Source organism: Bacillus sp. 5mfcol3.1 (genome assembly GCF_900114335.1).
Classification (GTDB): domain Bacteria; phylum Bacillota; class Bacilli; order Bacillales; family Bacillaceae_G; genus Bacillus_A; species Bacillus_A thuringiensis_S.
In genome coordinates this window covers 575,807-601,726 of record NZ_FOST01000001.1, presented here as the reverse complement: position 1 = coordinate 601,726, position 25,920 = coordinate 575,807, and the positions used below count along the sequence as shown (strand labels likewise).

The following is a 25,920-nucleotide window of genomic DNA, read 5'->3' as shown; positions in this document are numbered from 1 at the left end:
CCAATTCATCGCGATTTGACAAATATTATTCCCCGCCAAACACCTATTTGCGACCCTTTTTTGGATAGACTATAATAAAGTGAAACTTTCTTTTGCGCTTTTTGCAAAAGATTAGTTGAACCAATCGGGTTCCTACGGCTGGTTCGCCTTTCTTCAGAGCTTTATCTCCTACCAGCCGTTGGAACGGGGTAAAGTGAAACTTTCTTTTGCGCTTTTTGCAAAAGATTAGCCGATACTAATCGAGTTCTTACTATTTTCACTAGCAACTAGAAATTACTTATTATTATGTTTTACCGTTTCAGCGGAGCAATGTAATCATTACATAATTAGGGGGATTTCTATATGACATCAAAATTGAAGATGCGAAATATTATTTTTATTTTAATCGGTTCCGCTATATTTTCTTTCGGTATTGTCAATATCAATATTGAAAACCACCTTGCAGAAGGTGGGTTTACTGGTATTACACTATTATTGTATTTTTTATTTAAGTTTGATCCTTCCTACTCAAACTTAATTTTAAATATCCCTATATTTTTTATTGGTTGGAGGTTACTTGGCAGAACGACATTTTTATATACATTAATCGGCACATTTAGCGTATCTTTATTTCTATGGATTTTCCAGCGTTACGAAGTGCTCAACTTACATTTAAACTTGCAAAATGATATGACACTCGCAGCTTTATTCGCCGGAGCATTTATCGGTATCGGCCTTGGGATAATATTTAAATATGGCGGGACTACTGGCGGTGTAGATATTATCGCACGACTAGCTCACAAATATGTTGGCTGGAGTATGGGTAAAACGATGTTTATGTTCGATGCTGTCGTTATCGTCGTCTCTATTCTTACCTATTTATCATACCGCGAGGGTATGTATACGTTAGTTGCTGTTTTTATCGGGGCTAAAGTCATTGATTTTATGCAAGAAGGAGCCTATGCCGCCAAAGGAGCGACTATTATCTCAGAGAAAAACGATGAAATTGCTGCTAAGATTTTATCTGAGATGGAGCGCGGAGCAACCTTTTTAAAAGCTGTTGGATCGTATACAAAAGTGGAACGGAACGTATTGTATTGCGTTGTTGCTAAAAATGAAATCGTGAAATTAAAAAATATTATTACTTCTGTAGATCCTCATGCATTTGTTGCAGTAAGTGACGTACATGATGTAGTTGGTGAAGGATTTACGTTAGATGAAAATAAAAACCCTTTACATAATTAAATGTAACTAGAAAAGCGCCTTAGCTTTTCTAGTTTTTTATTACAAGTCTTTTAAGCTTCTCCAAATCCTCATAAATAAGCTCCAATAAACTCCGATTATAAAAAATGGAAGCTGGATGAAAAGTTGGAAAAACATGATATTCATTCTCTGACCATGTAAACTCTGCACTTTGCATATCCTTTAATTTTTGAATGGGCTGTTTTAATAATTGCCCGTGTACATCTGTGATTTTTTTATTTTTTCCTGTTAAACGTTGAAGACCAATATTTCCAAGTGTGACGATAAGCCTCGGATCTATTTTCTCTAATTCATAATCTAACAAAGGCGCATGGGCAACTATTTCTCCTTGATTTGGCGTTCTATTATACTTTTTTTGTATGCTTTCACCATTTCGTTCTTTTTTCTCTCGCCATTTATAAGGTCTACTCCGAACAGCGCTCGTAATATATACTTCTTCCCTCGTAACGTGAATACGCTCTAAAAAACCCATTAATTGTTTTCCCGACCTCCCGCTAAACGGAATCCCATTATGAATTTCTGTTTCACCAGGCGCTTCTCCTAACAACATAAATTTGGGATTTTCAGGACCTTGTCCACTTAAAAAACCTTCTAGTTGATAAGGAGCACTACGCTCTTTCACTTGTTTTACTAAATGGTCTGGATATTTCATTTCCCCCACCGCCTTTCCGCATTACTTCTATTATTTCTATTTGTAATACATTATATAATTCAATCCACACAACAAAAAAAGACTATCAAAATTGATAGTCTTTAGTCGTCGCTACGCTGCATACCAGTATACATTAATACGAGACGTAATAATTCAAATACCGCTACAGCTGCAGCTGCTACATATGTTAATGCTGCTGCATTTAATACTTTACGAGCTTGGCCATATTCATCTGTTGATACGATACCTAACGCTTCAATTTGTTGCATTGCACGCTTTGAAGCATCGAACTCAACTGGTAATGTAACAAGTTGGAACACAACACCTGCAGCCATTAAAATAATTCCTAATAACAATAGTTTCGACATTGTCGCAAATATACCAATCATAATAAATACCCATGATATATTCGATCCAAAATTCGCCACAGGAACTAACGAATGACGAATACGCATAAAGTTATAATCTTGCGCATCTTGAATTGCGTGTCCTACTTCATGTGCTGCCACTGCTGTACCAGCAACTGAATGTCCATAATAGTTATCTGTTGATAATCGAACCGTCTTGGCCGTTGGATCATAATGGTCTGATAAATGACCTGGTGTTTCTTCCACAGCTACATTGTATAATCCATTTTCATCTAAAATTTTTCGAGCCACTTCCGCTCCTGTCATACCTGATGTTGAATAAACTTGTGAATACTTGCTATAGGCACTTCGTACTCTTGACTGTGCATACAACGGTATGATCATTATGATCGCGAAGTAAATTAAATAAAACATCATGAACCTCCATTGAAGTTTTAATTATAGTACTTCTCATTCTATTTTCTTCTGCCACTATTGTCAATGAATAAACCTTACAATCCATATCTTTACTTATTACATTATCTATTTTTAGAATGCACATTACTTTTTCTTTTTTCTCTCTCTCCTTTATACTTTCTCCATCCAACATAAGTTAATGTGAATAAAATAAGTCCCCCAGTAATTGTCATAAACCAAATGAGAGAAGGTGCAATTTCATCCTTTTTTACTGTGTGAAATATCTTTTGCAAATCCCCTTTAATAATCCCTAATTGCATTTGGCCACCTTTCGTTTTTAACATAACGTTACGAAATTCATCCAAATAAGATAAATGAACATTTACACGCTGTACCTCGTTTTCTGGCAAAGCAATCATTAAACTTGGATAAATAATATTGAATTCATTTAAAAATGTATTTAATGTTTGTTGAAACTGCCCAGCATCTTCTTTTTCCATCGCTTTTTCCATTTGAGAAAAGGCATCCATTACTTTCCTTTCTCTTTCCATCCAAAGTGGTTGATATTTCGATACTTGTGCATCAACAGCAAGTTGTAATGCCAACACATTATCCATTTTAGCTTGCTTACCTAAACCTTCTTCAGAGAGCGATTGCTGCGCCTTGTCGTAAGCTAAAGAAATAACTCTAACTTGATCTGGTGTTACTTCATGCTTCTTTTCATTCCCCTTCATTAAAAATTGCTCTGAGAAAAGTTGTAATACTTGTACCGCTTTTTCATCTTCATTACGCTTCACTAACTGTAACGAGTCGTCTAACAACCCTGTTAGCTCATTCCACTCTTCAGCATATATACGTAACGGAAACATTATAATTAGAAATGCTATCAATCCAATTAATGTTCTCTTCATCCCGGTCCCCCCTATAACTACTAGTACAAAATATGTTAATTGGGACAAGAATAGAACAGAACTAAACCGAAAAATATATTATCGTTTTACAAAGAAAAAATTCTCTTTAAGCAGAGAATTTTTTCTTTGACATCCTTTTCTTTTTTACGAAATATCTATATAAGCTATAACAAAGTATACTACCACCTAAAATGAATAATAAAATAGCACACGCAGCATGCATAAAGAACTCCTCTGGTAGCATTAATATAACTGGATCCGTTTCAATATCAAACATCCAATAATCATTACTGAATAAAAGCTTATGGAATAATACAAAGCTCTTTTCAAAATTAATAGCGATTGGTAACATAAGCGCTATCGGAAAAATGATTGTTAAAATCGATCCGTGCAGTAAAAACTTTTCATTTTTCTTTTTTAATAAATAAATTCCACCTATCACTGCAATCATAATTGTCGCATACATCACATATTGAATCTTTACTAAAATATTTTTAACATCTACAAAATGAATACGGCCATTTGTAGACATATCTAATGTTGGCAAATGTAATGCTCCGTCATAAAACGGGGATAAATATGTAATAAGCACATCGTAATTTCTTTTAATTTCATCCTTCGTCATATCCGCTAAATCAGGAATATTTAAAAAATCAATTTCAAAATAATACAGCCATTTTCCATACACAACTGCCGTTGTTGCGAGTGCAAAAATAGAAAATGCTATGCTATATGAAACAACTAAAGTAATCAATCGATCCAATATTTTTGTACCACTCTTATTTTTCTCCATGTTCTCCCCCTAAATGTTCTAACCATCATAAAGAAAATTGTTTCCTGTGCTCACGTAAGCAACAATAATATGTAATACATAGTACAGCAACGCTTAACCAAAACGTAAAATAACCAATTTCCTCTACAAACAAATGCATAATTCCATATCGTGGCATTTGCCAAAATAAATAATCAATTGCATCGTTATGCAACGTCCACACACCCGCTACTATAAAATGCCATTTTTTTATACGGTAAAATGGAGCATATAAAACACCTTGCACTGCCATCGCAAAGTGCGAAAGCATTAACATGTAGCCCATAAGGCCAATAGGACCTTTTACGTAAATCATAATCGCATTTACAACAACAGCCCAAATACCATATTTTATTAAAGTAACAATCGCTAGCGCTTCTATTAATCCCCAGTTTCTCTTTGTCAAAAAAGCAATTAAAACAAAGACAAAAAAGAGACTCGCCATAGGACTATCTGGTACAAACGGCCAAAATATAGGTGACGTTTCTTTCAGTTGATTTCCGTACCATATAAACCCGTAAATTGTACCTAATATGTTAACAACCAATAAAAATAATAATACCGAGCGTTGTCTTAACATTGCATACAAGTACACCAATCTGTATGTCCAACACCTTTCAAGCAAAGTAATTCATTCACTAAATCCTACTCTATTATAACAAACTTCATCCAACTAAATAGAAAAGCTGACTACAAATTTTGTAGTCAGCTTTTTATTATTTTTTATTATACTTTGCAACGAATTCCGAAAGCTTCTTCAGTTCCTCATCTGTACCTTTAAATACACCTTTAGGCATGGAACCTTTTCCATCTTTCGCAATTTTAGCAATTTCTTCTGGCTTTAAAGTTAAGTTTTGCAGTGCTGGTGCTGCCGCCCCGCCCTGTAAGTTGTCACCATGACATGTTAAACAAGTATTTTTTTGCATTAATTTATAGCCATCATCATTTTTATCAACTGGCGCGGTTTTTACAATTGCTCCTTGTTTCTTTGCAGCTTCCCAGTCGTGGTGTGCTACAGATTCCCAAGTTAAAAAGATAATCGATGCAATTGCTAAAAGCATAAATCCAGTTGCTACAGGACGCTTCAATGGACGTCTTTCTGGACCTCGATCAAGAAATGGAGCTAACAGTAATGCACCAAACGCAATCCCTGGCATAATAAACGCTCCAATTACAGTAAATGAACCGGAAGCATAAGAATACTTTAATAACTGATACAAGAATAAGAAATACCAATCTGGAAGTGGTATATATCCAGCATCTGTTGGATCCGCCATTCTCTCAAGCGGCGACGGATGCGCCACTGTTAAACATAAATAACCGATTAAAAAAACTGCACCAACCATCCATTCTTTTAACAAGAAGTTCGGCCAAAATGCTTCTGTTTTCCCTGGGTATTCAGAATAGTCTTTTGGAATATTTGGTTTCCGAGCTACCGGTACCCGAGAATCTCCTACAAACTTCATCCCTTTGCCGCGATGCATAATCTCCCTCCTTTAGTTCTTTCCCCTTTAATTTAGCAATCTCTTATAGTGGACCGGAAATACCTTGTTTGCGAATCATGATGAAGTGGAAGGCCATTAAACCTAGAAGTGCTGCTGGTAAGAAGAAGACGTGAATAGCAAAGAAGCGAGTTAATGTTTGAGCGCCAACAATTTCGGAATGACCAGCGAGTAATGTTTTAATATAAGGACCAATGAGCGGTGTTTGCTCTGCAATTTGAATCCCTACTTTTGTAGCAAATAAAGCTTTCATATCCCACGGTAATAAATATCCGGTAAAACCAAGACCTAACATAACAAAGAAAATAAGAACACCAACAATCCAGTTTAACTCACGGGGCTTTTTATACGCACCTTGGAAGAAAACTCTGAGTGTATGTAAAAACATCATTACAATTACGAGACTAGCACCCCAGTGGTGCATACCACGAACAATTTGCCCATAAGCAACTTCATTTTGTAAATAGTAAACTGATTCCCAAGCATTTTTAATATCAGGCACATAATACATCGTCAAAAACATTCCAGATAAAATTTGAATTACAGTAACGAAAAAGGTAAGTCCTCCAAAGCAATAGACGAATGCAGAAAAGTGATGTGCCGGGTTTACATGTTCAGGTACTTCATGATCAGCGATATCACGCCATATCGGTGTAATATCTAATCTTTCATCTACCCAATCATAAATTTTATTTAACATCTACTTTGCACCCCCTCTTGGCTTCGCTTTTCCTAGATACAGCGTTCCATCTTTCACTTTAGACTCGTACACATCCAGCGGAGCAAGGGGTGGCGTACCTTTAATGTTCATCCCATCTTTTGTATAACGACCCCCGTGACATGGACAAAAGAATTGATTCGGATGTGCTTTGTCCGAATTCCAGTTAACTGTACATCCTAAATGTTTACATACTGGAGAGAACGCAACAATGTCTCCGCTTTCATCTTTATGAACCCAAGCCGATTTTGGTTCTTCAGACTTGTACCAACCATCAACCTGTTTCACTTTAAAATCGAAACGCTTCGGCTCTGTTGTAATATCCTTTACTTGCGCAACAGCAACCATATCTGTTCCGGCTTCTTTTCTTAACACCGGATCAAGCGCAAATCGCGTCATCGGCATTAAAATACCGGCAGCCATAAAGCCTCCTACCCCTGTGAGTGTGTAATTTAAAAATTGTCTTCTTGACACGCGATGTTCTTTCTCGCTCACGAAAATTTCCCCCCTCTATCAGAAATTGTCCCCTCGTGATAAATTATATAAAAAATAAAAACTAGGACACTATCATGATATAATACGCTCATGCACAGGTCAATATCATACTACTCATAATAATAAGAACTTTCTGTTTATTGCGAGTTTCCCCACTTCTCTTCCAACATCACCATTATATTTTTTATATGTGCATGAATAACTTCTCTTTTTGCTTGATCACTAAATTGTTCTAATGCTAATGAAGGAAACCAAAATAAATCTCCCTGTAACTCTTGCATATCCTCTTTCCATGAAAAATCACTTGTAACATAAGCAATATGCTTAAAACCTTCGCTTCGTAAATGATTTGTCCATTCTTGCAAACGACCTTTTTCATTCTTTTGACTTTCTACCAAATACGTAAACGCAGGTAGTAAAAGCACTCTTCCTTTATACTCTCTTTCCAATTCCGTGCTCAACAATTCGATAAATTCACCTTGTTCTACAACCATTTTCATTTCTTGTGCTGCCGAAATTGATAAAAGCGGTATTACTCCTGTATCAACATACTCTCTTGCTTGTTCAAACTGTTCCACATCTTTTACACTCCACTTCAAATTCCTTCCCTCCTTCACTTGTAAATGACAGAACTTTCACTTTATATATATTAAACCATACTAAAAGAGGTAAAAAAAGAAAAACTACCCAATATAGGTAGTTTTTCTTGGTGAAAGTCTGAAATTTGTAAAAATTTATTAATCCAAATAAATTCTATAAAGTCTTTAACTCGGCCGTTAATCTATGAAACGCTTCCTTATCTTGCTTATCTAACGCTTCATCAATTTGTTTCAAAAGGCGTTCTCTCCTAAATGAAAATACACTTTCTTCCAAAAACCTTTCTGCAAGTAAACGATCTTTTTCATTTACTTCAATATGCTTTGGTAGATATGGGTTTTCTTCTAATACAGCTACATAATTCGCATTTTGAAACGATGATTTAAAGTTGAGTTGAATATAAATATCTTCATCTCGATTTAAACGAATATCATGAAACGATTTTTCAGCATCTGTTGTCATAACATTTTGTTTAAAAAAGTGAAACGGTGTGTCTTTCACACAATTCGCTGACATCACTAAGCCACGCGGACAATATTTTGCATGCTCTACGAAGTGGACTTTATGCATCAATTGGTCGTGACTCATTAAATAATTCAGAATCCATACACATTCACGCTGTTTCAGTTGGTAATTATTCAAAAACCATTTTACAAAATCCTTCTTCTCGTTTACAGAAACAGGGGTATTCATAGCAATTAAGTCCCTCCTCTGTCTTTCTCTTTTCTTTTTAGATTCAAGAAGCGGCATTCAGTTTCCTTCCAACTTATGAAAAATCCTCTAAATTATATAACAACTCTTCAATATGAATTTGTGTCGGGTCTAGTTGTAATAACTGGGTAAATACTTCTTTCGCCTCTTTTCGCTTTCCTTCTTCCAATAAGAAATAACCGTATTCTTCTAAGAAGTCTGGATGATTCTTAAAAGAAGTATATGCACTTTCATAGTGTTTTAATGCATCCGAATACATTTCTAATTGTTTTTTTGCATACGCAAGGTCCCAAAGTAGTTGTGTATCTGGTTCTCCACTATCAATAGCACGCTCTACAATTGCAATTAACTCTTCGTACTTTTCTTGTCCTTTTAAGATATACGCATATTTTAATGTTGCGCCTAAATGCCCCGGGTCTAACTCAAGTGCTTTTTGAAGAACTTCCTCTGCTTCTACTATTTTTCCTAATTTCGCCGCAATGTTCGCTAACTCTACATAAAACGGAACTGAAAGCTCATCTACTTTAATTCCTTCATGAAGCGTTTCATAGCTTTCTTGAAGCATTCCTTCTTTTTCATAGCTTTTCGCTAAATACATGTACAGTGATGCGTACTCAGGGTCTAATTCTTTTAGTTCTTGCCAAGCACCGATTGCTCTCTGATATTCTTCACCTTGGTATAATGTGAAGGCATATCCAAATAATGAGTGAATATCTTTTTGTTCCTCTAGGCCTGCTTCATAATAAGAAATCGCCTCTTCCCAGTTTCCAATCGCACTTAACGTTTCTGCAAGGCGAAGTGCGATCACAACACCACCCATTACTTTATGTTTAGCTAATAGCGATTCATAATAAGTAATTGCCTTTTGTTCTTCACCTTTACTACTATATAATTCTGCTAACCCAAACGTAATAACAGGTTCATCAGGCATCATTTCTTTCGCCTTTAATAGTTTTTGCTCTGCTACATCATCAAAACCTTGCATTTGGAATAAATCTGCAACAAGTAATAACGATTGAACATATAAATCGTCATTTTCTGGAATATCATGAAGTACTTCAATCGCTTCATCTTCTTTATCTAGATCAATATATAATTCTGCTAAAAATACAGTGAATTCACTTTCTTCCGGATACAGTAAACGTAAGTCTTCAGTAATCGCTAATGCCTCATCTGTAAATCCAAGTGTATGATAGTAACGAGCGATATCATACTTCTCTTCATCATTTGCAATTTTTAATTGTTCTTTTAATAATCGTAATCCTTTTTCCGCTTCACCATTTTCAATATATGAAACAGCTTGTTCAAACTTTTGCATAAACGTCTCCTTTAATTCTAAAAAATATTCTCTTCTGTTCATTTATCATAAGCAACTCACTGTTAGAACGCAACCTTTAGAATGAGCATGCTTCTTCTTATACTTCTTCTTACAGAGTAGGTAATTGTTCAAAAGGTTCGGATATGACACCGATACCTTATCATCATCTTCTATTGTACCGCTTTCTTTTATGACCGTGCAAATAACTTCTCTCACTAATTATCAAGCCATACAAACCGTGATTTACAGAACAACTTAATTACCAGTCTTCAACCTTTATTTTTAATACGATAAAAAAGGCTCCTATAATAGGAGCCTTCACAATCTCTTAAGAATATGTTTCTTCTTTCTGTACTTGCTCATTTACAAGCTCTTTCAGCAACTCTATAATTTCATCATTTTCTTCTTTCAAACCGACAGTAATACGAATACCATCATCGATACCAAATGCAGCACCAGAACGAACGATATATCCTTTTTTCATTAATCGTTCGAAAGCTTCATTACCTGGTATACCAAGTTTTAAGAAAATGAAATTTGTTTGAGATGGATAATAGAATACGTTATATTCTTTACAAAATGCATAATACTGATTTAGACCTTCAGCATTCTTTTTCACACAATCTTGTAAAAAGGCTTGATCTTCTAATGCAGCGAGTGCTACAGATTGCGCTACAGTTGATGTATTGAATGGTAACCTCGCTACTTCTAGCTGTCCGATTAACTTCGCATCCCCAATCGCATATCCGATACGAAAAGCAGCTAAACCATATGCTTTTGAAAACGTGCGTAAAACCATAAGATTTTCATACTTTTCAAGAAGTGGCAATGTTTGCGGATAGTCTTCTGCTTCCGCGTATTCATAATATGCTTCGTCCATAATAACGAGAGCCGACTTAGGAACTGATTCTAAAAATGAAAGTAATTTTTGTTTCTCAACATATGTACCTGTCGGATTATTCGGATTACAAATCCATACAATTTTCGTTTTATCATCTACTTGCTCTAGCATTGCATCTAAATCGTGAATACCGTCTTTAAGTGATACTTCACGAACTTCTGCTCCTTCAATAACAGCATGGTGATGATATTGTGAAAACGTAGGATTCGCCATTACAACGTTTGTTCCTTCATGTAGTAACGCTCGGCTAATCATTTGAATGACTTCATCTAATCCACTACCAAATAGTAGTTGTTCTGCTTTTACACCTAAATGTTCCGCTACTTTTGTCCGAAGTTCAAAGGCATATCCATCTGGATAAAGGGCATATTGGCTCGCTAAAGAAGTTAATGCTTCTGTCACACGCGCTGAGCAACCGAATGGATTTTCGTTCGATGCTAATTTCACAATTTTCGATAATCCATATTCCCTTTTTACTTCTTCAATGTTTTTCCCAGGCACATACGCTCTCAAAGTTAACAATTGCTCTTTCACTCTCATTTTTCTTCCCCCAGTCATTTCATTCAATTTGATTACAATACAGTTATAGCCCCTTACTGTAATCTTTTATCATAACCGTCACTATTACGAGAATACCTCTAAATGAGCACTTCACAACACTTCGCTATCATTTTAAACCATATCTTTTTGAAATGCCTCTAACGCAATATGAACAGTCTCATCTGAAATAGATACGACATTCACTACCCCATATTCCTGCATAAGCACCATATGAATTGCTCCTGCATTTGCTTTCTTATCTTGTTTCATCAATTGAACGAGGCGCTCTACATTCAAATCTCTTGGCATTTTTGGATAGCCGTATTTCAAGAACCACTGCTTCATATCTTCATAAGCAAGATCAACCTTGTACACTTGCTCACTTAAAAATATGGCGAATAACATTCCAACCGCTACGCCGTCACCGTGAGTAATATTCCCATACCCTAGCTCTTTTTCAAGAGCATGTCCTAACGTATGTCCAAAGTTCAAATGGGCACGTACACCCTTCTCTGTTTCATCTTGTGACACAACATTTGCCTTTACAGGAATCGCCTTCGTTAATATATGGATTAACTTCTCATCACGAAGATCCGCTAATGTTTGCACTTCTTCTTTTAACCAATGATATAGCTCCACATCACCAATAAGAGCATGCTTTATCACCTCTGCATAACCTGAACGCCACTCTTTTTCAGGAAGAGACTGTAAAAACGGTGTATGATATACAACCGCTTCTGGCTGATGGAATGCACCAATCATATTTTTACCTAACGGATGATTAATCGCGACTTTCCCACCTACTGCGCTATCGTGCGCTAATAAAGTCGTCGGAACCTGCACAAAGCGAATACCCCGCATAAAAGATGCGGCAACAAAACCAGCTAAATCTCCAATCATTCCGCCTCCAAGTGCAAGAATTAAAGAATTTCTATCTAATTTATTTTCAAGAGCTGACGTATGAGCCGCATAGAAATTTTCGAAAGACTTCTCTTTTTCGCCACTTGGTACAACAAACGAAAACACGTCCTGCTCCACTTGTAATGCATCGATAACTGTCTGTAAATGTAGTGATGCAACAGCTTCATCTGAAATGATCATTACGTTAGATACAGCTGGCTGCATATTTTGAACGATCATTGTTAAGTTTGACAACGCTTCTTTACCAACATGTACATCATATTCTTTTGATTTCGTTTGAATATGTATGTTTCCCATTAAAATCCCCTCGCATATTCATTATGTTTCTCAATATTTTCACGAATTAGTTCCATACGATCTAATCCGAATTGTTCTATTAAAGCTGTTGCTAATTCCCAAGCCACAACCGCTTCTACAACGACACTAGCTGCTGGCACTGCACAACTATCTGAACGTTCAATGCTCGCTGTAAAAGGCTCTTTCGTATCAATATCTACACTTTGAAGAGGTTTATAAAGTGTAGGTATCGGTTTCATCACACCGCGCACAACAATTGGCATTCCAGTCGTCATACCGCCTTCTAATCCACCTGCATTATTTGTTCTTCTTGTATATCCATGCTCCTCATTCCATAGAATTTCATCATGAACTTCACTTCCCGGTCTATGCGCTGCTTCAAAACCAATTCCAATCTCGACACCTTTAAAAGCATTAATACTCATAATTGCAGCTGCTAATTTCGCATCCAGTTTTCGATCATAATGCACGTAGCTACCTACTCCAATTGGCATTCCTTCCACAATTACTTCAACGATTCCACCAATTGAATCACCATTTGCTTTCGCATCATCAATCGCTTTCATCATTTGGTTACCAGCTTCGTCATCTAAGCAACGTACAGGAGATGCTTCTGTAATACTCTTTAATTCTTCAATTGAACTATACGTAACCTCCTTAGCTTGTACACCGCCAATTTCAATTACATGGCCCGCCAATTTAATACCAAGTTCTGCTAACACCTTTTTAGCAACCGCACCAGCAGCAACACGCACCGTCGTTTCGCGCGCTGACGAACGTTCCAGTACATTCCTCATATCTCTATGACCATATTTAATTGCACCATTTAAATCAGCATGCCCAGGCCTTGGTTTTGTCACTTTCCTTTTTATCTCTTTTTCTTCCTGCTCAGTTAAAGGCTCTGCCCCCATAATTTTTGTCCAATGGGCAAAATCACGATTTTCAACAACGAGTGCAATAGGGGAACCTAATGTTTCTCCATGTCTAACACCACTTAAAATTTGCACTTGATCCGTTTCAATTTGCATGCGTCTACCACGCCCATATCCCTTTTGCCTTCTAGCTAACTCTTCGTTTATATCATCCGCTACTAAAGACAATCCTGCTGGAACACCTTCTATAATCGTTGTAAGTTGCGGACCATGAGATTCACCAGCCGTAATATATCGCATACGTTATTCCTCTTTTCGTATATGTATTTATCTCACTATATTAACTTTTATCATTCTAAAAATATTAAAGAAATTATATCATAAATCGACCATTTTCTTATTCTATATTTCCGATAGGCCTAATTTAAATATCAATATATCATAACAGCTCAAACTTCGTAACTAATTGAAAATAAAAAAAGTGCAAGAAGAATACCCCTATTCTCCTTGCACTTTTTACTATTATCACAGTGATTAAAGCGTTTACAAATTATTTCAAAATAATTAGTAAATCCATTCATTCATTAATTTTGAGTAGTCAACTAATTCTTCTTCTTTAAAGAAAATAGCAATCTCGCGCTCTGCGCTTTCTAAAGAATCAGAACCATGAATAATATTTTTCGCAACAGTTACACCGAAATCTCCACGAATTGTTCCAGGAGCTGCTTCATGTGGTCTTGTTTTCCCCATCATGTTACGCGCTGTATCTACTACACCTTCACCTTGCCATACCATTGCGAATACAGGTCCAGATGTAATAAAGTCTACTAACTCACCAAAGAAAGGTTTTTCCTTATGCTCAGCGTAGTGTTGTCCAGCAATTTCCGGAGTGACTTGCATTAATTTTGCACCAACTAATTGAAATCCTTTTTTCTCAAAACGAGCTACAATTTCCCCAATGAAGGCACGTTGTACACCGTCTGGTTTTACCATTAGAAATGTTTTTTCCATAAAAAATCTCTCCACTTCTGAATTATGTATGTAATTGTATATCCCCACACACATATTATCACCCTTATCACAATTGTGCAATAGTTTTGAAATAGAGAGATTATTTTATTTTTTAGAATAAACATTAAAATTTTCGTTTTCCAATATACTTTGCAACATTTTGTAATGCATACTTTGCTTTTCCACGTGGGAGTGGTTTTATTATTTCTAAAGCTTTATGTAAATAACGTTCACTAAACGCAAATGCTTGATCAATTGCTGGACTATTTTTTACAGCATCAATAATTTCTTGCATTTCACTTGCTGTTGTATTTTCATGTACAGATGTGATTTTTTGACGAAGTACTGGATCTTCCATCGCATATAAAGCAGGGAGCGTTATGTTTCCTTGTAATAAATCTCCACCAGCAGGTTTTCCAAGTTTCTCTTCTGTGGAAACGAAGTCTAAAATGTCATCAATAATTTGATAAGACATTCCTACAAAATACCCATACCAAAATAGACGATTTACTGTATCACGATTAGCACCAGCAGCAATCGCTCCCAATTGACAACTCGCGGCAATTAATAATGCTGTTTTTCGCTTTATTCTTCTTAAATACGTTCTTAAATTTTGGTCATAATTGTATTTATCTTTAATTTGTTCAATTTCACCTTTACAGACTTCTAAAATAGTATGTGATAACGCTTGATGCGCCTCTGGGATTTCGATATTTGTTATACATTCAAGAGACTTAGCGAACAAATAGTCCCCTGTATACATCGCAATACGATCTCCCCATTTCGCATTCACAGTCGCACTGCCGCGTCGTAAAAATGCAGCATCAATAACATCATCGTGAACAAGAGAAGCCATATGAATAAGCTCTAACGCAACAGCAACATGCTTAATCGCATCTAACTTATAATCTCCAAATTTCCCTGCAAGCAACACAAATACAGGACGAATTCGCTTCCCACCAGCTTCAATAAGTTGTAATGCTGCCTCTTCTACTAATGGCTGTTCAGAAGCAACTGTCTTTTTTAATTCTTTTTCTATCACATTAATATCCGATCGTAAAAAAGAGTACATAAGTTGTAACTTCATATTGTTCACCTTAACCTAAAACTTCTTTTTTCTTTTTTCTATTTTGATTCTGGTTTAATACCTAAATGCATCGCTGCTACCCCAAAAGTAAATGGTTTCACTTGCACACGTTCAAGTCCAGCTTGCTCAAACATTTGGGCCAATTCTTTCATCCCTGGGAATGCACTAGCAGATTCTTGAAGCCATGAATATTCTTTATAACTTTTCGCAAACATCTTTCCAAATAACGGCATGATATATTTAAAGTATAAAATATACCCTTGTCGAAAACCAATCATTGTTGGTTGAGATGTTTCTAAACAGATTACTTTTCCACCTGGTTTTACTACACGCGTCATTTCTTTTAATACGTGCATATAATCCGGTACGTTACGTAAACCAAACCCAATTGTTACATAATCAAACGTATTATCTTCAAATGGAAGCTCCATTGCATTCCCATGTAGAAGTTCTACTTGTTTTAATTGTAACGCCTCTACCTTTTGCTTACCGACAGATAACATATTTTCACTGAAGTCTAAGCCAACAACCTTTCCTTGCTCACCTACCGCTCCAGCTAGCGCAATTGTCCAATCTGCGGTTCCGCAGCATACATCAAGCGCTTTACTGCCAGGTTGTACATCCATAATTCGCATCGTTTCTTTACGCCACGCTTTATGTCTTTGAAAACTAATTACAGAATTCATCACATCGTATTTATCAGAAATCTTTTCAAATACGTCATGTACTCTTTCTTCTTTTGATTGTTGCATGCTCGTACCTTCTTCCAATGTAAAATTGCTTATGTCTTCTATTTATCCCTTAACACAGAATTTATTTCATTTACGTCTGTGTGATTTTCTAAAAATTGTTTTTCTTTCTTTCTCAATTCCATCATCCAACCATTAATCACTACTTCTGCTTTATCCCCTAAAGCATCTTGCACCGCTTGAAAAACAGGTGAATGTTGTTTATCAGCATACAATTGAATTTCTTTTTGAAGGCGATTTCCACCTAATACGTATGTGATAAATGGCTTCCAATGTGATAAATGAAAATGATCACATGTTTTTTGAAGGAGCGCAGACTCAATCGTTACTACGCTTTTCATTATGTCATCCGTCGTTTCATGCGCTTTTTGGTATAACATAATTTTGTGTTCATTTATCTCTTTAATTCCTTCAGCAAGTGCACGAATTAAAACAATATCACGATTCATAGACAATAAATAATAATATAGTCCACTATAGTAATCGCCTGCAAGTACTGTTAATTGACGACATTTATGGAATTCAATCTCTTCCTCGCCTGCTTTATTTGATACCCTTTCATGCGTATCAAGCGCAATTTGTACAAGCATAATTGTTACTACGTAATGCTCAATTTGTTCTATATGTAAGTTTGCACTCTTTAAAGCACCATATAACAATGCTATCTTTTCTTCATCAATAAATGGTTCTTCAATATAGTTTATAAAATAAGGATGGCGTAATTTCTCCATCAATTTCTCTTTTATACCCGCATACCCTCCGTAGATGTCACACACAAAAAATCACCCTTGTTTTCTAATTCATAAAACTTATTATAACACATACACTCTATTTTCTATAACCAAAACTTGGCTACACCTACCATTCATGTAAGCAATCTTTCTAATCTCACTCTGTCTAGCTAAAACTATATCATTTATTTACTAAAAAAAAAAAGAAAAGCAGTTTCCCGCTTTTCTTTACTTCGCTTTAATAAACGATAAAATTTCACTGCGCGCTGCAGCATCATTTTCAAGCACACCACGCACTGCTGTCGTTACTGTTTTCGCACCTGGTTTTTTCACACCACGCATCGTCATACACATATGTTCTGCTTCTACTACTACCATTACACCATGAGGCTCTAGTACTTCCATAATAGAGTTCGCTACTGTTGATGTAATACGTTCTTGCAGTTGTGGACGACGTGCAATTGTATCTACAGTACGAGCTAATTTACTTAACCCTGTCACCTTTCCACCTTGCGGAATATATGCAACGTGAGCAACTCCATAGAATGGAACTAAATGATGCTCACACATCGAATAAAATGGGATATCTTTTACTAGTACAAGCTCTTCGTGATCTTCTCCGAATACTTTATGCAAATGCTCTTTCGGATCTTCATGCATACCTGAGAACACTTCTGCGTACATTTTTGCAACACGCTTTGGCGTATCAAGTACTCCCTCACGATTTGGATCATCCCCAATCGCCTCTAAAATAAGGCGTACTGCATGTTCAATTTGTTCTAAATTAACTTTTGCCATCCGCTAGCCCTCCCGAAAACCTAAAAGTGATACGAACACATTCTAGCATATTTATGTTTTTAAAAGCAAAAAGAAGAGTTCCCAAAAAGGAAACTCTTCTTCCCTGTTAATATGTAAGGATTATTTAACCGCATCTTTTAACGCTTTACCAGGTTTGAATGCAGGTACTTTACTTGCAGCGATTTCAATCTCCTCACCTGTTTGTGGGTTACGACCTTTACGAGCCGCACGCTCACGAACTTCGAAGTTACCGAATCCGATCAGTTGTACTTTATCACCTTGTTTTAAAGCTTCTAAGATAGAATCAAAAACAGCGTCTACTGCTTTTGTTGCGTCCTTTTTAGAAAGGGAACTTGCTTCTGCAACAGCATTGATTAAATCTGTCTTGTTCATGCCATTCACCTCCTCCCAAAGATAAGACTGTATAATGATCATAAAATGAGTCTTACTTTCATTTGTAGGCAATTTTTACAAATTCTATACTACAAAGATGTAGATAAATCATTATCAACGCCTATATTATACGATTCTCCTTTATAATTCAATATTTTTAAGGAAATTGTTACTCTGAAAATGTGAAAATCTGATGAAACTTGACAATTTACAACAATGTATTAGATAATGACTGTTTATTTTTCTATTTTATAATCGGAAAAACAAAAAATCCCTCTACAGTGAGAGGGATTTTTCTTATAGTATAATCGCAATTAATCCGCCAGATCCTTCATTAATAATTCTTTCTAGCGTTTCTTTTAATTTATATCTAGCATTTTCTGGCATTAAAGATAATTTCGCCTGAATTCCTTCTCGAACAATCGAGCTAAGCGAACGTCCAAATATATCAGAATTCCAAATTGATAACGGATCATCTTCAAAATCTTGCATTAAATAACGAACTAATTCTTCACTTTGCTTTTCAGTACCAATGATCGGCTCAAACGTTGACTCTACATCTACTTTAATCATATGAATAGATGGCGCTACCGCTTTTAACTTCACACCAAACCTTGAACCATGACGAATAATTTCTGGCTCATCTAAGCTCATATCCGCTAGCGCAGGGGCTGCTACACCATATCCTGTTTGCTTAACCATACGCAATGCATCTGCCACTTGGTCGTATTCTATTTTCGCATGAGATAAATCGAGCATAAGCTTCAATAAATGATCTTTCCCTCGAATTTCTACTCCTACTACTTCTTTTAAAATCTGATCATATAATTCATCTGGCGCATATAAATCAATCTCCGCCACACCTTGCCCCATATCAATGCCAGCTAGGCTCGCTCGATCAATAAATTCATATTGACTAAACTGCCAAACAACGCGATCCACATCACGAAGACGTTTTATATCCTTCACAGTTTCTTGAACTGCTTCTTGATAACTTTGACGCAACCAATGCCCTTCATTTAGCACCATTACCCAGCTCGGAAGGTTCACATTCACTTCTAATACAGGGAATTCAAATAGCGCTTCACGAAGTACATTATATACATCTGTTTCTCTTAAACTCTCCACACTCATTGCAATAACCGGGATATCATATTCTTCTGATAAACTTTGGCGTAATTGCTCTGTATCTGGATGATACGGCTGTACCGTATTAATTATCATAATGAAAGGTTTTCCTACTTCTTTCAACTCATTTACAACGCGTTCTTCTGCCTCTATATAATCTCTTCTTGGAATTTCACCAATTGTTCCATCTGTTGTAATTACAACACCAATTGTTGAATGTTCTTGAATTACTTTACGCGTGCCGATTTCTGCAGCTTCATGGAATGGAATAGGTTCTTCATACCAAGGGGTATTAATCATGCGTGGGCCATTCTCATCTTCATAGCCCTTCGCTCCTGGAACCGTATATCCAACACAATCTACTAATCGAATGTTCACTTCAAGTCCTTCATCTACTTCGATAGAAACCGCTTGGTTTGGAACAAACTTCGGTTCCGTCGTCATAATTGTACGACCAGCAGCACTTTGAGGCAATTCATCCTGCGCTCTTTGACGGTCAGACTCATTCTCAATATTTGGAATAACTACAAGTTCCATAAATTTTTTAATGAATGTTGATTTCCCTGTTCGAACAGCTCCTACAACTCCAAAATAAATATCACCGCCTGTTCGTTCTGCAATATCTTTAAAAATATCTACCTTTTCCAAGTGATTCCCTCCCTCAAAATTTTTGGGAATAATTCCGCGTTTATAGTCAACTAATACCTTCTCTAACGTTGCCTATAATATCTGATATAATATAATGGTATTCTAGAAGTTCGGACAATATATCATATAATTTTGTCCAATTTCATATGACTATTAAAAAATATCTTTTGTTTGCATCGTAAGTTGTATAACATAAAAAACCTTTCTTCTAGAACTTATTCACTAAAAGAAAGGTTCATGACTTATGATTTTAAAAAAATTGGTTCTCCGTTCTTTACTGTGTACGGTAAAGAATAAGCTGGTACAAACGGGGAACCTTTCGAAAGTATATTTCGAATATCTTCTCCCTCCGTAAACTGCCCTTCATTTTTTTTCAAAGCGTCATATAAGTCGATTCTATAATCAACAAAAACTTCTCCTTTTTCATTAATTACAAAAGGAAGCCCTTTACCAGAATATGGACTTGTCACTTGTGGCACATCTTTATATCCTAGTTTTTTGAAATCCAATTCATATACACCATCTGAAATTACTTTTTTAAAAGGTGGATATTGATGTTCATCACGATACATCCTAAGTTTTAAAGATAATTCCTGAATTTGTTCAGCCATCCTAACATCAATTAACTTTACTGTTGGATTTGTTTCAACGTCTATTAATACGTATTGATATACTCCTCCACTTTCATATGCATTCCCTGGCGCTTCTTGTATGTAACGCGGAGCAATCTGTTGAAAATCGATTGGATACTTTTGATAAATAGGTGTACTCATATCCCTCGTCTTAATTGGCAATATCCCATCATTTTGCTCCTTAAATGTGACAACAGCTTTTTGAACAACCTGTAGCTGATCTTCATAAGGAACCGCATTTTGCTTCATATTTTCTTTCGGATACAGACACCCCGTTAAAAGGCTCATACAACAAAATATTAAAATAATATGGACTTTTTTCACTAGCATCACCTTTTCATACTAATATAACTTGCTCCGTATGTAGTATTTTCGAGACCATTCCATTTACTGCTGTACAGGTCCACTAAATACAACAAGAAAAATAACAATTCCTGACACAACCATAAGGGTGTACGCTACTAACGCTGTAATCCCTTTCAAAAATTTATTCTTTATTTTATGTCTACTTAATAAAATAAAACTTACTGCAAAAAACATAAATCCAATTGCCCCTAAAGCCAACCACATTTTCATAAGCCCTTCTGACATATACACACCCCTTTTTATTAATCTATTTTTATACTATTTTAACAAATTAAAATCTTTAAACAAATACAAAAAGAACATTTTACTACAAATCGCAAATATGTAACTTTAATCAATAGGTTTTTCAGCATCTTCCACCAATCTAGATAAAAATAAAACCGAAGCGATTATATCTCTCGCTTCGGTTGACCAAATATGCCCAAAAACAGCTCTATTCCCATTCTTTCATGGCTATCATATGCAATCTACAAACTCTTTGTTTCTCATAATTTATTTTTTAAACATTTTGCTTAACGAGCCAAAATCCGCTGGCATATTATTATTAATAATCGCTTTTACAATTTGATCCTCTTGCTCTTTCGGCACTTCACGTCCCGCCATAAGAGCCACTTGATGAATCAATTGACGAAGTACAGTTTCATCACGTAAATTCGCATTTTGCACGGATGATGCTAATTTAAAAATATCCTCTTTATTTACTTTCGCTTCCTTCTCAATATTATTAAAAATGTTATTATCCATTCTTTTCACCCTCTCCTCAAGTTACTCTTCATCCTATGCAAAAATAAATAAATGGTGAAAAGACCCATAAAATAAAAAAAGCGACAGAAGTACAAATGTACTTCTGTCGCTTTTCTTTACAGTAAGTCAGGTATAGCTTCCACTTCATGTTTTCGAACACGTCCCATTAATGAGCCTACCGCATCTTTTACGTTATTCCCATTGAACAGCACGTCATATAAAGCAGCTGTAATCGGCATTTCAACTTCCATTTTCTCTGCCAATTCATGAGCAGCTTTCGTTGTTCTTACACCTTCCACAACCATACCCATGCTTTCTAACACTTCTTCTAAAGAATGTCCTTTTCCAAGCATATTTCCAGCGCGCCAATTTCGGCTATGAACACTTGTACAAGTTACAATTAAGTCTCCCATACCAGTTAGACCAGCAAACGTTAACGGATTCCCGCCCATTTTTCTTCCTAAACGAGCAATCTCTGTTAAACCACGTGTCATCAATGCCGCTTTTGCATTATCACCTAATCCAAGACCATCAGTTATACCAGCAGCTAATGCGATAATATTTTTTAACGCACCACCAAGTTCAACTCCAACAATATCTGGATTTGTGTATACACGGAAATAACTATTCATGAATAAATCTTGTACTTCCTCAGCCGCTTCCATACGCTTTGCTGCAGACGTAACTGTTGTCGCTTGTCGTAAACCAACTTCTTCAGCATGACTCGGTCCAGACAATACAACAACATCTTTAATTAAGTTCTCTGGAATTTCTTCCTCGATTACTTCCGAAATACGTTTTGACGTACCAGGTTCAATCCCTTTACTCGCATGAATCCAAGTAATCGGTTCTGTAACAATTTCTTTCATCTCTTGTAATACATCTCTGTACGCTTTCGTCGGTACTACTAGCAGTACTGTATTTACATCTACTAATGCTTCTTCTAAAGAAGAGTAGGCTACGATTGTGCTTGGCAATGTAATGCCTGGGAGATATCGACTATTCTCATGTTTCGTATTCATTTCATCCATAAGTTCTGAGCGATTTCCCCAAATACGTACATCATGTCCATTGTCAGCTAATACCATCGCTAACGCTGTTCCCCAGCTACCTGCTCCTACTACTGTGATTTTTGTCATAAAATCACATCCTCTCCATTAGTCTCTTGCTCGAGCAATAATGTGAATCGGCGTTCCTACAAAACCGAACGCTTCACGTAAACGATTCTTTAAGAAGCGCTCATATGAAAAGTGCATTAATTCTGTATCGTTTACAAACACAACAAATGTCGGTGGTTTTACCGCAACCTGTGTCGCATAGAAGATTTTCAGACGGCTACCATTATGAGTCGGTGTTGGATTCATCGCTACCGCATCCATAATTACATCGTTTAATACGTTTGTTTGTACACGGATACTATGGCTTTCATTTACCTCATTGATAACCGGTAATAACGTTTGTGTACGTTTTTTCGTTTTTGCAGATAAGAATACAATCGGTGCATAATCCAAGAATTGGAAATGAGCACGAATGTTTTCTTCAAATGCTTTCATTGTTTTTTCATCTTTTTTCACTGCATCCCATTTGTTTACAACGATAATAACAGCTCGTCCTGAATCATGAGCATATCCAGCGATTTTTTTATCTTGCTCAATAATTCCTTCTTCTCCGTCTAAAACAACTAAAACAACGTCAGAACGTTCAATCGCTCTAAGTGCACGAAGTGCACTATACTTTTCTGTACTTTCATATACTTTTCCTTTTTTACGCATACCAGCTGTATCGATGATTACATAATCTTGATCATCTTTACTATATGGTGTATCGACAGCATCACGCGTCGTTCCTGCGATATTACTTACAATTACACGTTCTTGACCAAGAAGTGCATTTACAAGCGATGATTTCCCTACGTTTGGACGTCCAATTAAAGAGAAACGGATTGTTTCATCGTCATACGCTTCTTCTTCAATCTTTGGAAAATGATTTGCAGCTTCATCTAACAAATCACCAAGTCCTAAACCGTGTGTACCTGAAATCGGGAATGGCTCGCCAAATCCTAATGAATAAAAATCATAAATATCACTACGCATTTCTGGATTATCAACTTTATTTACCGCAAGTACAATTGGTTTTTTAGAACGATACAAAATTTTAGCAACTTCTTCATCCGCTGCAGTTACACCATCGCGACCATTCGTCATAAAAATGATAACATCTGCTTCATCAATCGCAACTTCCGCCTGTTGACGAATTTGTGTCAAGAACGGCTCGTCTCCAATATCAATTCCACCTGTATCAATAATGTTAAACTCATGATTTAACCATTCTCCCGCACTATAAATACGGTCTCGAGTTATACCTGGGATATCTTCTACGATTGAAACTCTTTCTCCAACTATTCTATTGAAAATAGTAGATTTTCCTACGTTCGGGCGGCCTACTATTGCTATTACTGGTTTCGGCATATACTTTCATCCTTTCAACTTGCTTCTGTTTATTATGTAAAAAACCCTTCTTTGTGCAAGAAGGGATTTGCATTCCAGAATATTTCTCAACGTATCAAAACACCTCACATTATAACACACGTTCCTAATGTTTCACAATAATATATACATTCTCTTGTAAGCGATGCGCAATACCATCTAAAATTGCCTCTAAATTATTTGCAACAAATTCTAGTTCCTCCATCGACTCACAAACAAATAAAGGAGCACCACCTGCAAATTTTTCTGGCGCTGTTGTAATAACTGCCAGGATAACGCTTTCTAACATCATCTCTTATCTCCCCTTCCTTTCGGGGCTTCCGATGACATATGGACAGCACTTTCTAACGTTGGTACATTTCCTATGACACTTATCGCTTTCTCTGCATCTTGATCTTGCGGTAAGACAAAAATCCCAACCCTGCCATCCTCTAAATCACGCTTTGCTAACGGTACAAGCGCTGGTGTACCAGAATCTCTATAAATGCCTAACGCCACCGAAACATCGTGTAAAATAGCTTGCCGTTGCCCTAAATTTGAGATTGTCACCATCGCATCAATTGATTTCGGTTTTAATATAAACCCCATGCCATATTTCATAATCTCTTCTTGCCTCACTGGCAATCCAATATTCATAATATAAATATTATCGATATAAAGCCCTGCTCCTTCAAAACGCAGCGGAACATGCTCAATATCTACAAGGTCATGGAGTCTTCTACCAGACATTAATTTTTTCGCAATAAAAAATGCGATTATAGCCATAATTACTCCAGCAATCCATGAACGGAACCCTATATACGCAAACGTCGTTGCAAACGACGTTAACATCGCCAAATAGTTGCGACTTTCAAAAACCAATGCAATCCCTTCAATGTACGTATTTCCACGCGGTACGAGCTCATATCCATCTAATTGTTGAAGTGTATTTCTTTCCATATTACGTACATCACGAAATTGTGTCGCTGCTAACGTAAGAAATGTAATGGCAGAAAAATCTTTTTTCAAAATAGATGGGATTGCAATCGCTCCTAAAGCTGCTGCAATTAACCCCATTGCAATATGAATAATCTTTCCATGTAGCCTCGTCGGATATTGCCGTGTATCCGTCCGAAGCATTAACACCCTTGTAACTGTCCCCGCTATTACGCCGCATAAAATGGCTGGTGTATATTCAGTCATGTATTACCCTCGCCTTTCTTTTACGTGTTTTTCTCTTAAACTGTTCCATGTATACTGATGCTTTTGCAATCCAAAACAATACTGCCATGAATAATGTAGAAACGGCGACGATATCAAAAAATGCTAAACTACCGTAATCATATGGAAAATTCAATTTCCGAAAAATAAATGTCACTAGCAACTCTCCTTGTAACATCCCTACATATAGGGAACATAATCGTAATATGCGATCCCCATGCAATAACACCGATGCATACACAAGAGCACTACTTAGCAGAAACACTCTATCCACCACAATCCAAATCGGATCATATATCTCTAACAGATGAAAACTTGTATATAACATCGCAATAATAAGTGCCGAAAGTAAGCTATATAATTTTTTCCAAACAGAATACAGCGCGATCCCTATAAAAGAAATAATACAAAGTAAAAGAGCATTTACTGATACCATGAATGAGGCGATCGTTACATGTAACGGAGAGCAAATTATAAAAATCAATATACAAGCGCCTAACTTCCACCGAATATGGTCCTTTTTCATAAAAAAGGTTACGACAACCCACCCTATCCAAGCTATAAAATAAAAAGTACTTCCATCCATCTACTTCACCTCCTATGTTTTCCATTATGGGAATTTTTTATGAAAGTTAATCCACTTTATTTACGCATAGTTTTTTCTTATAACAGCAACACTTTTAACAAGGAGGTGT

General features: G+C 36.3%; 30 protein-coding genes. 1 reads left to right on the top strand and 29 read right to left on the bottom strand.

Going from position 1 to position 25,920, the window contains the following annotated elements; translation table 11 throughout:
- Nucleotides 1–342: 342 nt before the first annotated feature.
- Nucleotides 343–1,224: a YitT family protein gene (locus BM089_RS03240; protein WP_000202121.1), complete on the top strand. Its 882-nt coding sequence runs from the start codon at nt 343–345 to the stop codon at nt 1,222–1,224.
- Between the two features lie 28 nt (nt 1,225–1,252).
- Here BM089_RS03240 and BM089_RS03235 read toward each other — a convergent pair whose 3' ends face one another.
- The 29 genes from BM089_RS03235 to BM089_RS03095 form a co-directional block, all read right to left on the bottom strand.
- On the bottom strand, nt 1,253–1,894 hold the full coding sequence (locus BM089_RS03235) for a uracil-DNA glycosylase (RefSeq protein WP_075716826.1): 642 nt from the start codon (nt 1,892–1,894) through the stop codon (nt 1,253–1,255).
- A 101-nt stretch (nt 1,895–1,995) separates the two neighbouring features.
- Nucleotides 1,996–2,679 (bottom strand): zinc metallopeptidase, encoded by a 684-nt coding sequence (locus tag BM089_RS03230; protein ID WP_011109966.1) that lies wholly within the window; start codon nt 2,677–2,679, stop codon nt 1,996–1,998.
- A gap of 101 nt (nt 2,680–2,780) precedes the next feature.
- Nucleotides 2,781–3,569: a sporulation protein YpjB gene (ypjB, locus tag BM089_RS03225; protein WP_000831589.1), complete on the bottom strand. Its 789-nt coding sequence runs from the start codon at nt 3,567–3,569 to the stop codon at nt 2,781–2,783.
- Nucleotides 3,570–3,675: 106 nt separating this feature from the next.
- On the bottom strand, nt 3,676–4,362 hold the full coding sequence (locus BM089_RS03220; protein WP_000414374.1) for a lipoprotein intramolecular transacylase Lit: 687 nt from the start codon (nt 4,360–4,362) through the stop codon (nt 3,676–3,678).
- A gap of 25 nt (nt 4,363–4,387) precedes the next feature.
- On the bottom strand, nt 4,388–4,978 hold the full coding sequence (locus BM089_RS03215) for a lipoprotein heptaprenylglyceryl N-acetyltransferase LhaT (protein WP_000262838.1): 591 nt from the start codon (nt 4,976–4,978) through the stop codon (nt 4,388–4,390).
- 118 nt (nt 4,979–5,096) lie between these two features.
- The gene (gene qcrC / locus BM089_RS03210; protein WP_000554601.1) at nt 5,097–5,864 is read right to left on the bottom strand and encodes a menaquinol-cytochrome c reductase cytochrome b/c subunit; all 768 of its coding nucleotides are present in this window, start codon (nt 5,862–5,864) and stop codon (nt 5,097–5,099) included.
- Between the two features lie 43 nt (nt 5,865–5,907).
- On the bottom strand, nt 5,908–6,582 hold the full coding sequence (qcrB, locus tag BM089_RS03205; protein WP_000932700.1) for a menaquinol-cytochrome c reductase cytochrome b subunit: 675 nt from the start codon (nt 6,580–6,582) through the stop codon (nt 5,908–5,910).
- Nucleotides 6,583–7,095, bottom strand: a complete 513-nt coding sequence (qcrA, locus tag BM089_RS03200) for a menaquinol-cytochrome c reductase iron-sulfur subunit (RefSeq protein ID WP_001290420.1) — start codon at nt 7,093–7,095, stop codon at nt 6,583–6,585. It abuts the gene before it with no gap.
- Between the two features lie 137 nt (nt 7,096–7,232).
- Nucleotides 7,233–7,694 (bottom strand): YpiF family protein, encoded by a 462-nt coding sequence (locus BM089_RS03195; protein ID WP_000872171.1) that lies wholly within the window; start codon nt 7,692–7,694, stop codon nt 7,233–7,235.
- Between the two features lie 154 nt (nt 7,695–7,848).
- Nucleotides 7,849–8,385: a ReoY family proteolytic degradation factor gene (locus BM089_RS03190; RefSeq protein WP_001095925.1), complete on the bottom strand. Its 537-nt coding sequence runs from the start codon at nt 8,383–8,385 to the stop codon at nt 7,849–7,851.
- Nucleotides 8,386–8,458: 73 nt separating this feature from the next.
- Nucleotides 8,459–9,721, bottom strand: a complete 1,263-nt coding sequence (locus BM089_RS03185) for a tetratricopeptide repeat protein (RefSeq protein WP_075716827.1) — start codon at nt 9,719–9,721, stop codon at nt 8,459–8,461.
- A 328-nt stretch (nt 9,722–10,049) separates the two neighbouring features.
- Nucleotides 10,050–11,162 (bottom strand): histidinol-phosphate transaminase, encoded by a 1,113-nt coding sequence (hisC, locus tag BM089_RS03180; protein WP_001264022.1) that lies wholly within the window; start codon nt 11,160–11,162, stop codon nt 10,050–10,052.
- A 132-nt stretch (nt 11,163–11,294) separates the two neighbouring features.
- The gene (aroB, locus tag BM089_RS03175; protein ID WP_000526809.1) at nt 11,295–12,380 is read right to left on the bottom strand and encodes a 3-dehydroquinate synthase; all 1,086 of its coding nucleotides are present in this window, start codon (nt 12,378–12,380) and stop codon (nt 11,295–11,297) included.
- Entirely contained in the window at nt 12,380–13,552 is a 1,173-nt protein-coding gene (gene aroC, locus BM089_RS03170; protein ID WP_090975947.1) for a chorismate synthase, read from the bottom strand. The genes aroB and aroC overlap by 1 nt, the downstream gene beginning before the upstream one ends.
- 264 nt (nt 13,553–13,816) lie before the next feature.
- Complete coding sequence (gene ndk, locus BM089_RS03165; protein WP_000415883.1) at nt 13,817–14,263, bottom strand: nucleoside-diphosphate kinase; 447 nt, start codon at nt 14,261–14,263, stop codon at nt 13,817–13,819.
- 124 nt (nt 14,264–14,387) lie between these two features.
- On the bottom strand, nt 14,388–15,350 hold the full coding sequence (hepT, locus tag BM089_RS03160; protein WP_000776079.1) for a heptaprenyl diphosphate synthase component II: 963 nt from the start codon (nt 15,348–15,350) through the stop codon (nt 14,388–14,390).
- 38 nt (nt 15,351–15,388) lie between these two features.
- Nucleotides 15,389–16,102, bottom strand: coding sequence for a 2-heptaprenyl-1,4-naphthoquinone methyltransferase (menG, locus tag BM089_RS03155; protein ID WP_001187668.1), 714 nt, complete (start codon nt 16,100–16,102; stop codon nt 15,389–15,391).
- Nucleotides 16,103–16,140: 38 nt separating this feature from the next.
- The gene (locus tag BM089_RS03150; protein ID WP_053564889.1) at nt 16,141–16,875 is read right to left on the bottom strand and encodes a heptaprenyl diphosphate synthase component 1; all 735 of its coding nucleotides are present in this window, start codon (nt 16,873–16,875) and stop codon (nt 16,141–16,143) included.
- 183 nt (nt 16,876–17,058) lie between these two features.
- The gene (gene folE, locus BM089_RS03145) at nt 17,059–17,628 is read right to left on the bottom strand and encodes a GTP cyclohydrolase I FolE (protein ID WP_001151481.1); all 570 of its coding nucleotides are present in this window, start codon (nt 17,626–17,628) and stop codon (nt 17,059–17,061) included.
- Nucleotides 17,629–17,748: 120 nt separating this feature from the next.
- The gene (locus BM089_RS03140) at nt 17,749–18,021 is read right to left on the bottom strand and encodes an HU family DNA-binding protein (protein WP_001043860.1); all 273 of its coding nucleotides are present in this window, start codon (nt 18,019–18,021) and stop codon (nt 17,749–17,751) included.
- Between the two features lie 297 nt (nt 18,022–18,318).
- Complete coding sequence (gene spoIVA, locus BM089_RS03135; RefSeq protein ID WP_000416519.1) at nt 18,319–19,797, bottom strand: stage IV sporulation protein A; 1,479 nt, start codon at nt 19,795–19,797, stop codon at nt 18,319–18,321.
- A gap of 242 nt (nt 19,798–20,039) precedes the next feature.
- A complete protein-coding gene (locus BM089_RS03130) occupies nt 20,040–20,753 on the bottom strand; it encodes a hypothetical protein (protein WP_000755480.1) in 714 nt (237 codons plus the stop codon).
- Between the two features lie 63 nt (nt 20,754–20,816).
- Complete coding sequence (locus BM089_RS03125; protein WP_001289005.1) at nt 20,817–21,020, bottom strand: DUF2768 domain-containing protein; 204 nt, start codon at nt 21,018–21,020, stop codon at nt 20,817–20,819.
- 267 nt (nt 21,021–21,287) lie between these two features.
- A complete protein-coding gene (locus BM089_RS03120) occupies nt 21,288–21,539 on the bottom strand; it encodes a stage VI sporulation protein F (RefSeq protein ID WP_000369753.1) in 252 nt (83 codons plus the stop codon).
- Between the two features lie 116 nt (nt 21,540–21,655).
- Nucleotides 21,656–22,678, bottom strand: a complete 1,023-nt coding sequence (locus tag BM089_RS03115; protein ID WP_000161783.1) for an NAD(P)H-dependent glycerol-3-phosphate dehydrogenase — start codon at nt 22,676–22,678, stop codon at nt 21,656–21,658.
- Nucleotides 22,679–22,696: 18 nt separating this feature from the next.
- Nucleotides 22,697–24,007: a ribosome biogenesis GTPase Der gene (engA, locus tag BM089_RS03110; RefSeq protein ID WP_090975945.1), complete on the bottom strand. Its 1,311-nt coding sequence runs from the start codon at nt 24,005–24,007 to the stop codon at nt 22,697–22,699.
- A 124-nt stretch (nt 24,008–24,131) separates the two neighbouring features.
- The gene (locus BM089_RS03105) at nt 24,132–24,317 is read right to left on the bottom strand and encodes a capping complex subunit for YIEGIA (protein ID WP_000979048.1); all 186 of its coding nucleotides are present in this window, start codon (nt 24,315–24,317) and stop codon (nt 24,132–24,134) included.
- Nucleotides 24,314–25,207: a YIEGIA family protein gene (locus BM089_RS03100; RefSeq protein ID WP_000141599.1), complete on the bottom strand. Its 894-nt coding sequence runs from the start codon at nt 25,205–25,207 to the stop codon at nt 24,314–24,316. The genes BM089_RS03105 and BM089_RS03100 overlap by 4 nt, the downstream gene beginning before the upstream one ends.
- The gene (locus BM089_RS03095; RefSeq protein ID WP_002093921.1) at nt 25,200–25,811 is read right to left on the bottom strand and encodes a YphA family membrane protein; all 612 of its coding nucleotides are present in this window, start codon (nt 25,809–25,811) and stop codon (nt 25,200–25,202) included. Before BM089_RS03095 ends, BM089_RS03100 begins: the two co-directional genes overlap by 8 nt.
- Between the last annotated feature and the right edge of the window lie 109 nt (nt 25,812–25,920).

Excerpts from the sequence above, each read along its gene's own strand:
- engA (WP_090975945.1), bottom strand. The coding sequence starts at position 24,007 with ATGCCGAAACCAGTAATAGCAATAGTAGGCCGCCCGAACGTAGGAAAA.
- qcrB (WP_000932700.1), bottom strand. The coding sequence starts at position 6,582 with ATGTTAAATAAAATTTATGATTGGGTAGATGAAAGATTAGATATTACA.
- menG (WP_001187668.1), bottom strand. The coding sequence starts at position 16,102 with ATGCAACAATCAAAAGAAGAAAGAGTACATGACGTATTTGAAAAGATT.
- BM089_RS03095 (WP_002093921.1), bottom strand. The coding sequence starts at position 25,811 with ATGGATGGAAGTACTTTTTATTTTATAGCTTGGATAGGGTGGGTTGTC.
- hepT (WP_000776079.1), bottom strand. The coding sequence starts at position 15,350 with ATGAAGTTACAACTTATGTACTCTTTTTTACGATCGGATATTAATGTG.
- BM089_RS03190 (WP_001095925.1), bottom strand. The coding sequence starts at position 8,385 with ATGAATACCCCTGTTTCTGTAAACGAGAAGAAGGATTTTGTAAAATGG.
- folE (WP_001151481.1), bottom strand. The coding sequence starts at position 17,628 with ATGGCAAAAGTTAATTTAGAACAAATTGAACATGCAGTACGCCTTATT.
- BM089_RS03220 (WP_000414374.1), bottom strand. The coding sequence starts at position 4,362 with ATGGAGAAAAATAAGAGTGGTACAAAAATATTGGATCGATTGATTACT.
- BM089_RS03235 (WP_075716826.1), bottom strand. The coding sequence starts at position 1,894 with ATGAAATATCCAGACCATTTAGTAAAACAAGTGAAAGAGCGTAGTGCT.
- qcrC (WP_000554601.1), bottom strand. The coding sequence starts at position 5,864 with ATGCATCGCGGCAAAGGGATGAAGTTTGTAGGAGATTCTCGGGTACCG.
- BM089_RS03230 (WP_011109966.1), bottom strand. The coding sequence starts at position 2,679 with ATGATGTTTTATTTAATTTACTTCGCGATCATAATGATCATACCGTTG.
- BM089_RS03105 (WP_000979048.1), bottom strand. The coding sequence starts at position 24,317 with ATGATGTTAGAAAGCGTTATCCTGGCAGTTATTACAACAGCGCCAGAA.
- hisC (WP_001264022.1), bottom strand. The coding sequence starts at position 11,162 with ATGAGAGTGAAAGAGCAATTGTTAACTTTGAGAGCGTATGTGCCTGGG.
- BM089_RS03100 (WP_000141599.1), bottom strand. The coding sequence starts at position 25,207 with ATGACTGAATATACACCAGCCATTTTATGCGGCGTAATAGCGGGGACA.
- BM089_RS03140 (WP_001043860.1), bottom strand. The coding sequence starts at position 18,021 with ATGAACAAGACAGATTTAATCAATGCTGTTGCAGAAGCAAGTTCCCTT.
- ndk (WP_000415883.1), bottom strand. The coding sequence starts at position 14,263 with ATGGAAAAAACATTTCTAATGGTAAAACCAGACGGTGTACAACGTGCC.
- BM089_RS03240 (WP_000202121.1), top strand. The coding sequence starts at position 343 with ATGACATCAAAATTGAAGATGCGAAATATTATTTTTATTTTAATCGGT.
- BM089_RS03125 (WP_001289005.1), bottom strand. The coding sequence starts at position 21,020 with ATGTCAGAAGGGCTTATGAAAATGTGGTTGGCTTTAGGGGCAATTGGA.
- BM089_RS03115 (WP_000161783.1), bottom strand. The coding sequence starts at position 22,678 with ATGACAAAAATCACAGTAGTAGGAGCAGGTAGCTGGGGAACAGCGTTA.
- aroC (WP_090975947.1), bottom strand. The coding sequence starts at position 13,552 with ATGCGATATATTACGGCTGGTGAATCTCATGGTCCGCAACTTACAACG.
- aroB (WP_000526809.1), bottom strand. The coding sequence starts at position 12,380 with ATGGGAAACATACATATTCAAACGAAATCAAAAGAATATGATGTACAT.
- ypjB (WP_000831589.1), bottom strand. The coding sequence starts at position 3,569 with ATGAAGAGAACATTAATTGGATTGATAGCATTTCTAATTATAATGTTT.
- BM089_RS03185 (WP_075716827.1), bottom strand. The coding sequence starts at position 9,721 with ATGCAAAAGTTTGAACAAGCTGTTTCATATATTGAAAATGGTGAAGCG.
- BM089_RS03120 (WP_000369753.1), bottom strand. The coding sequence starts at position 21,539 with ATGGATAATAACATTTTTAATAATATTGAGAAGGAAGCGAAAGTAAAT.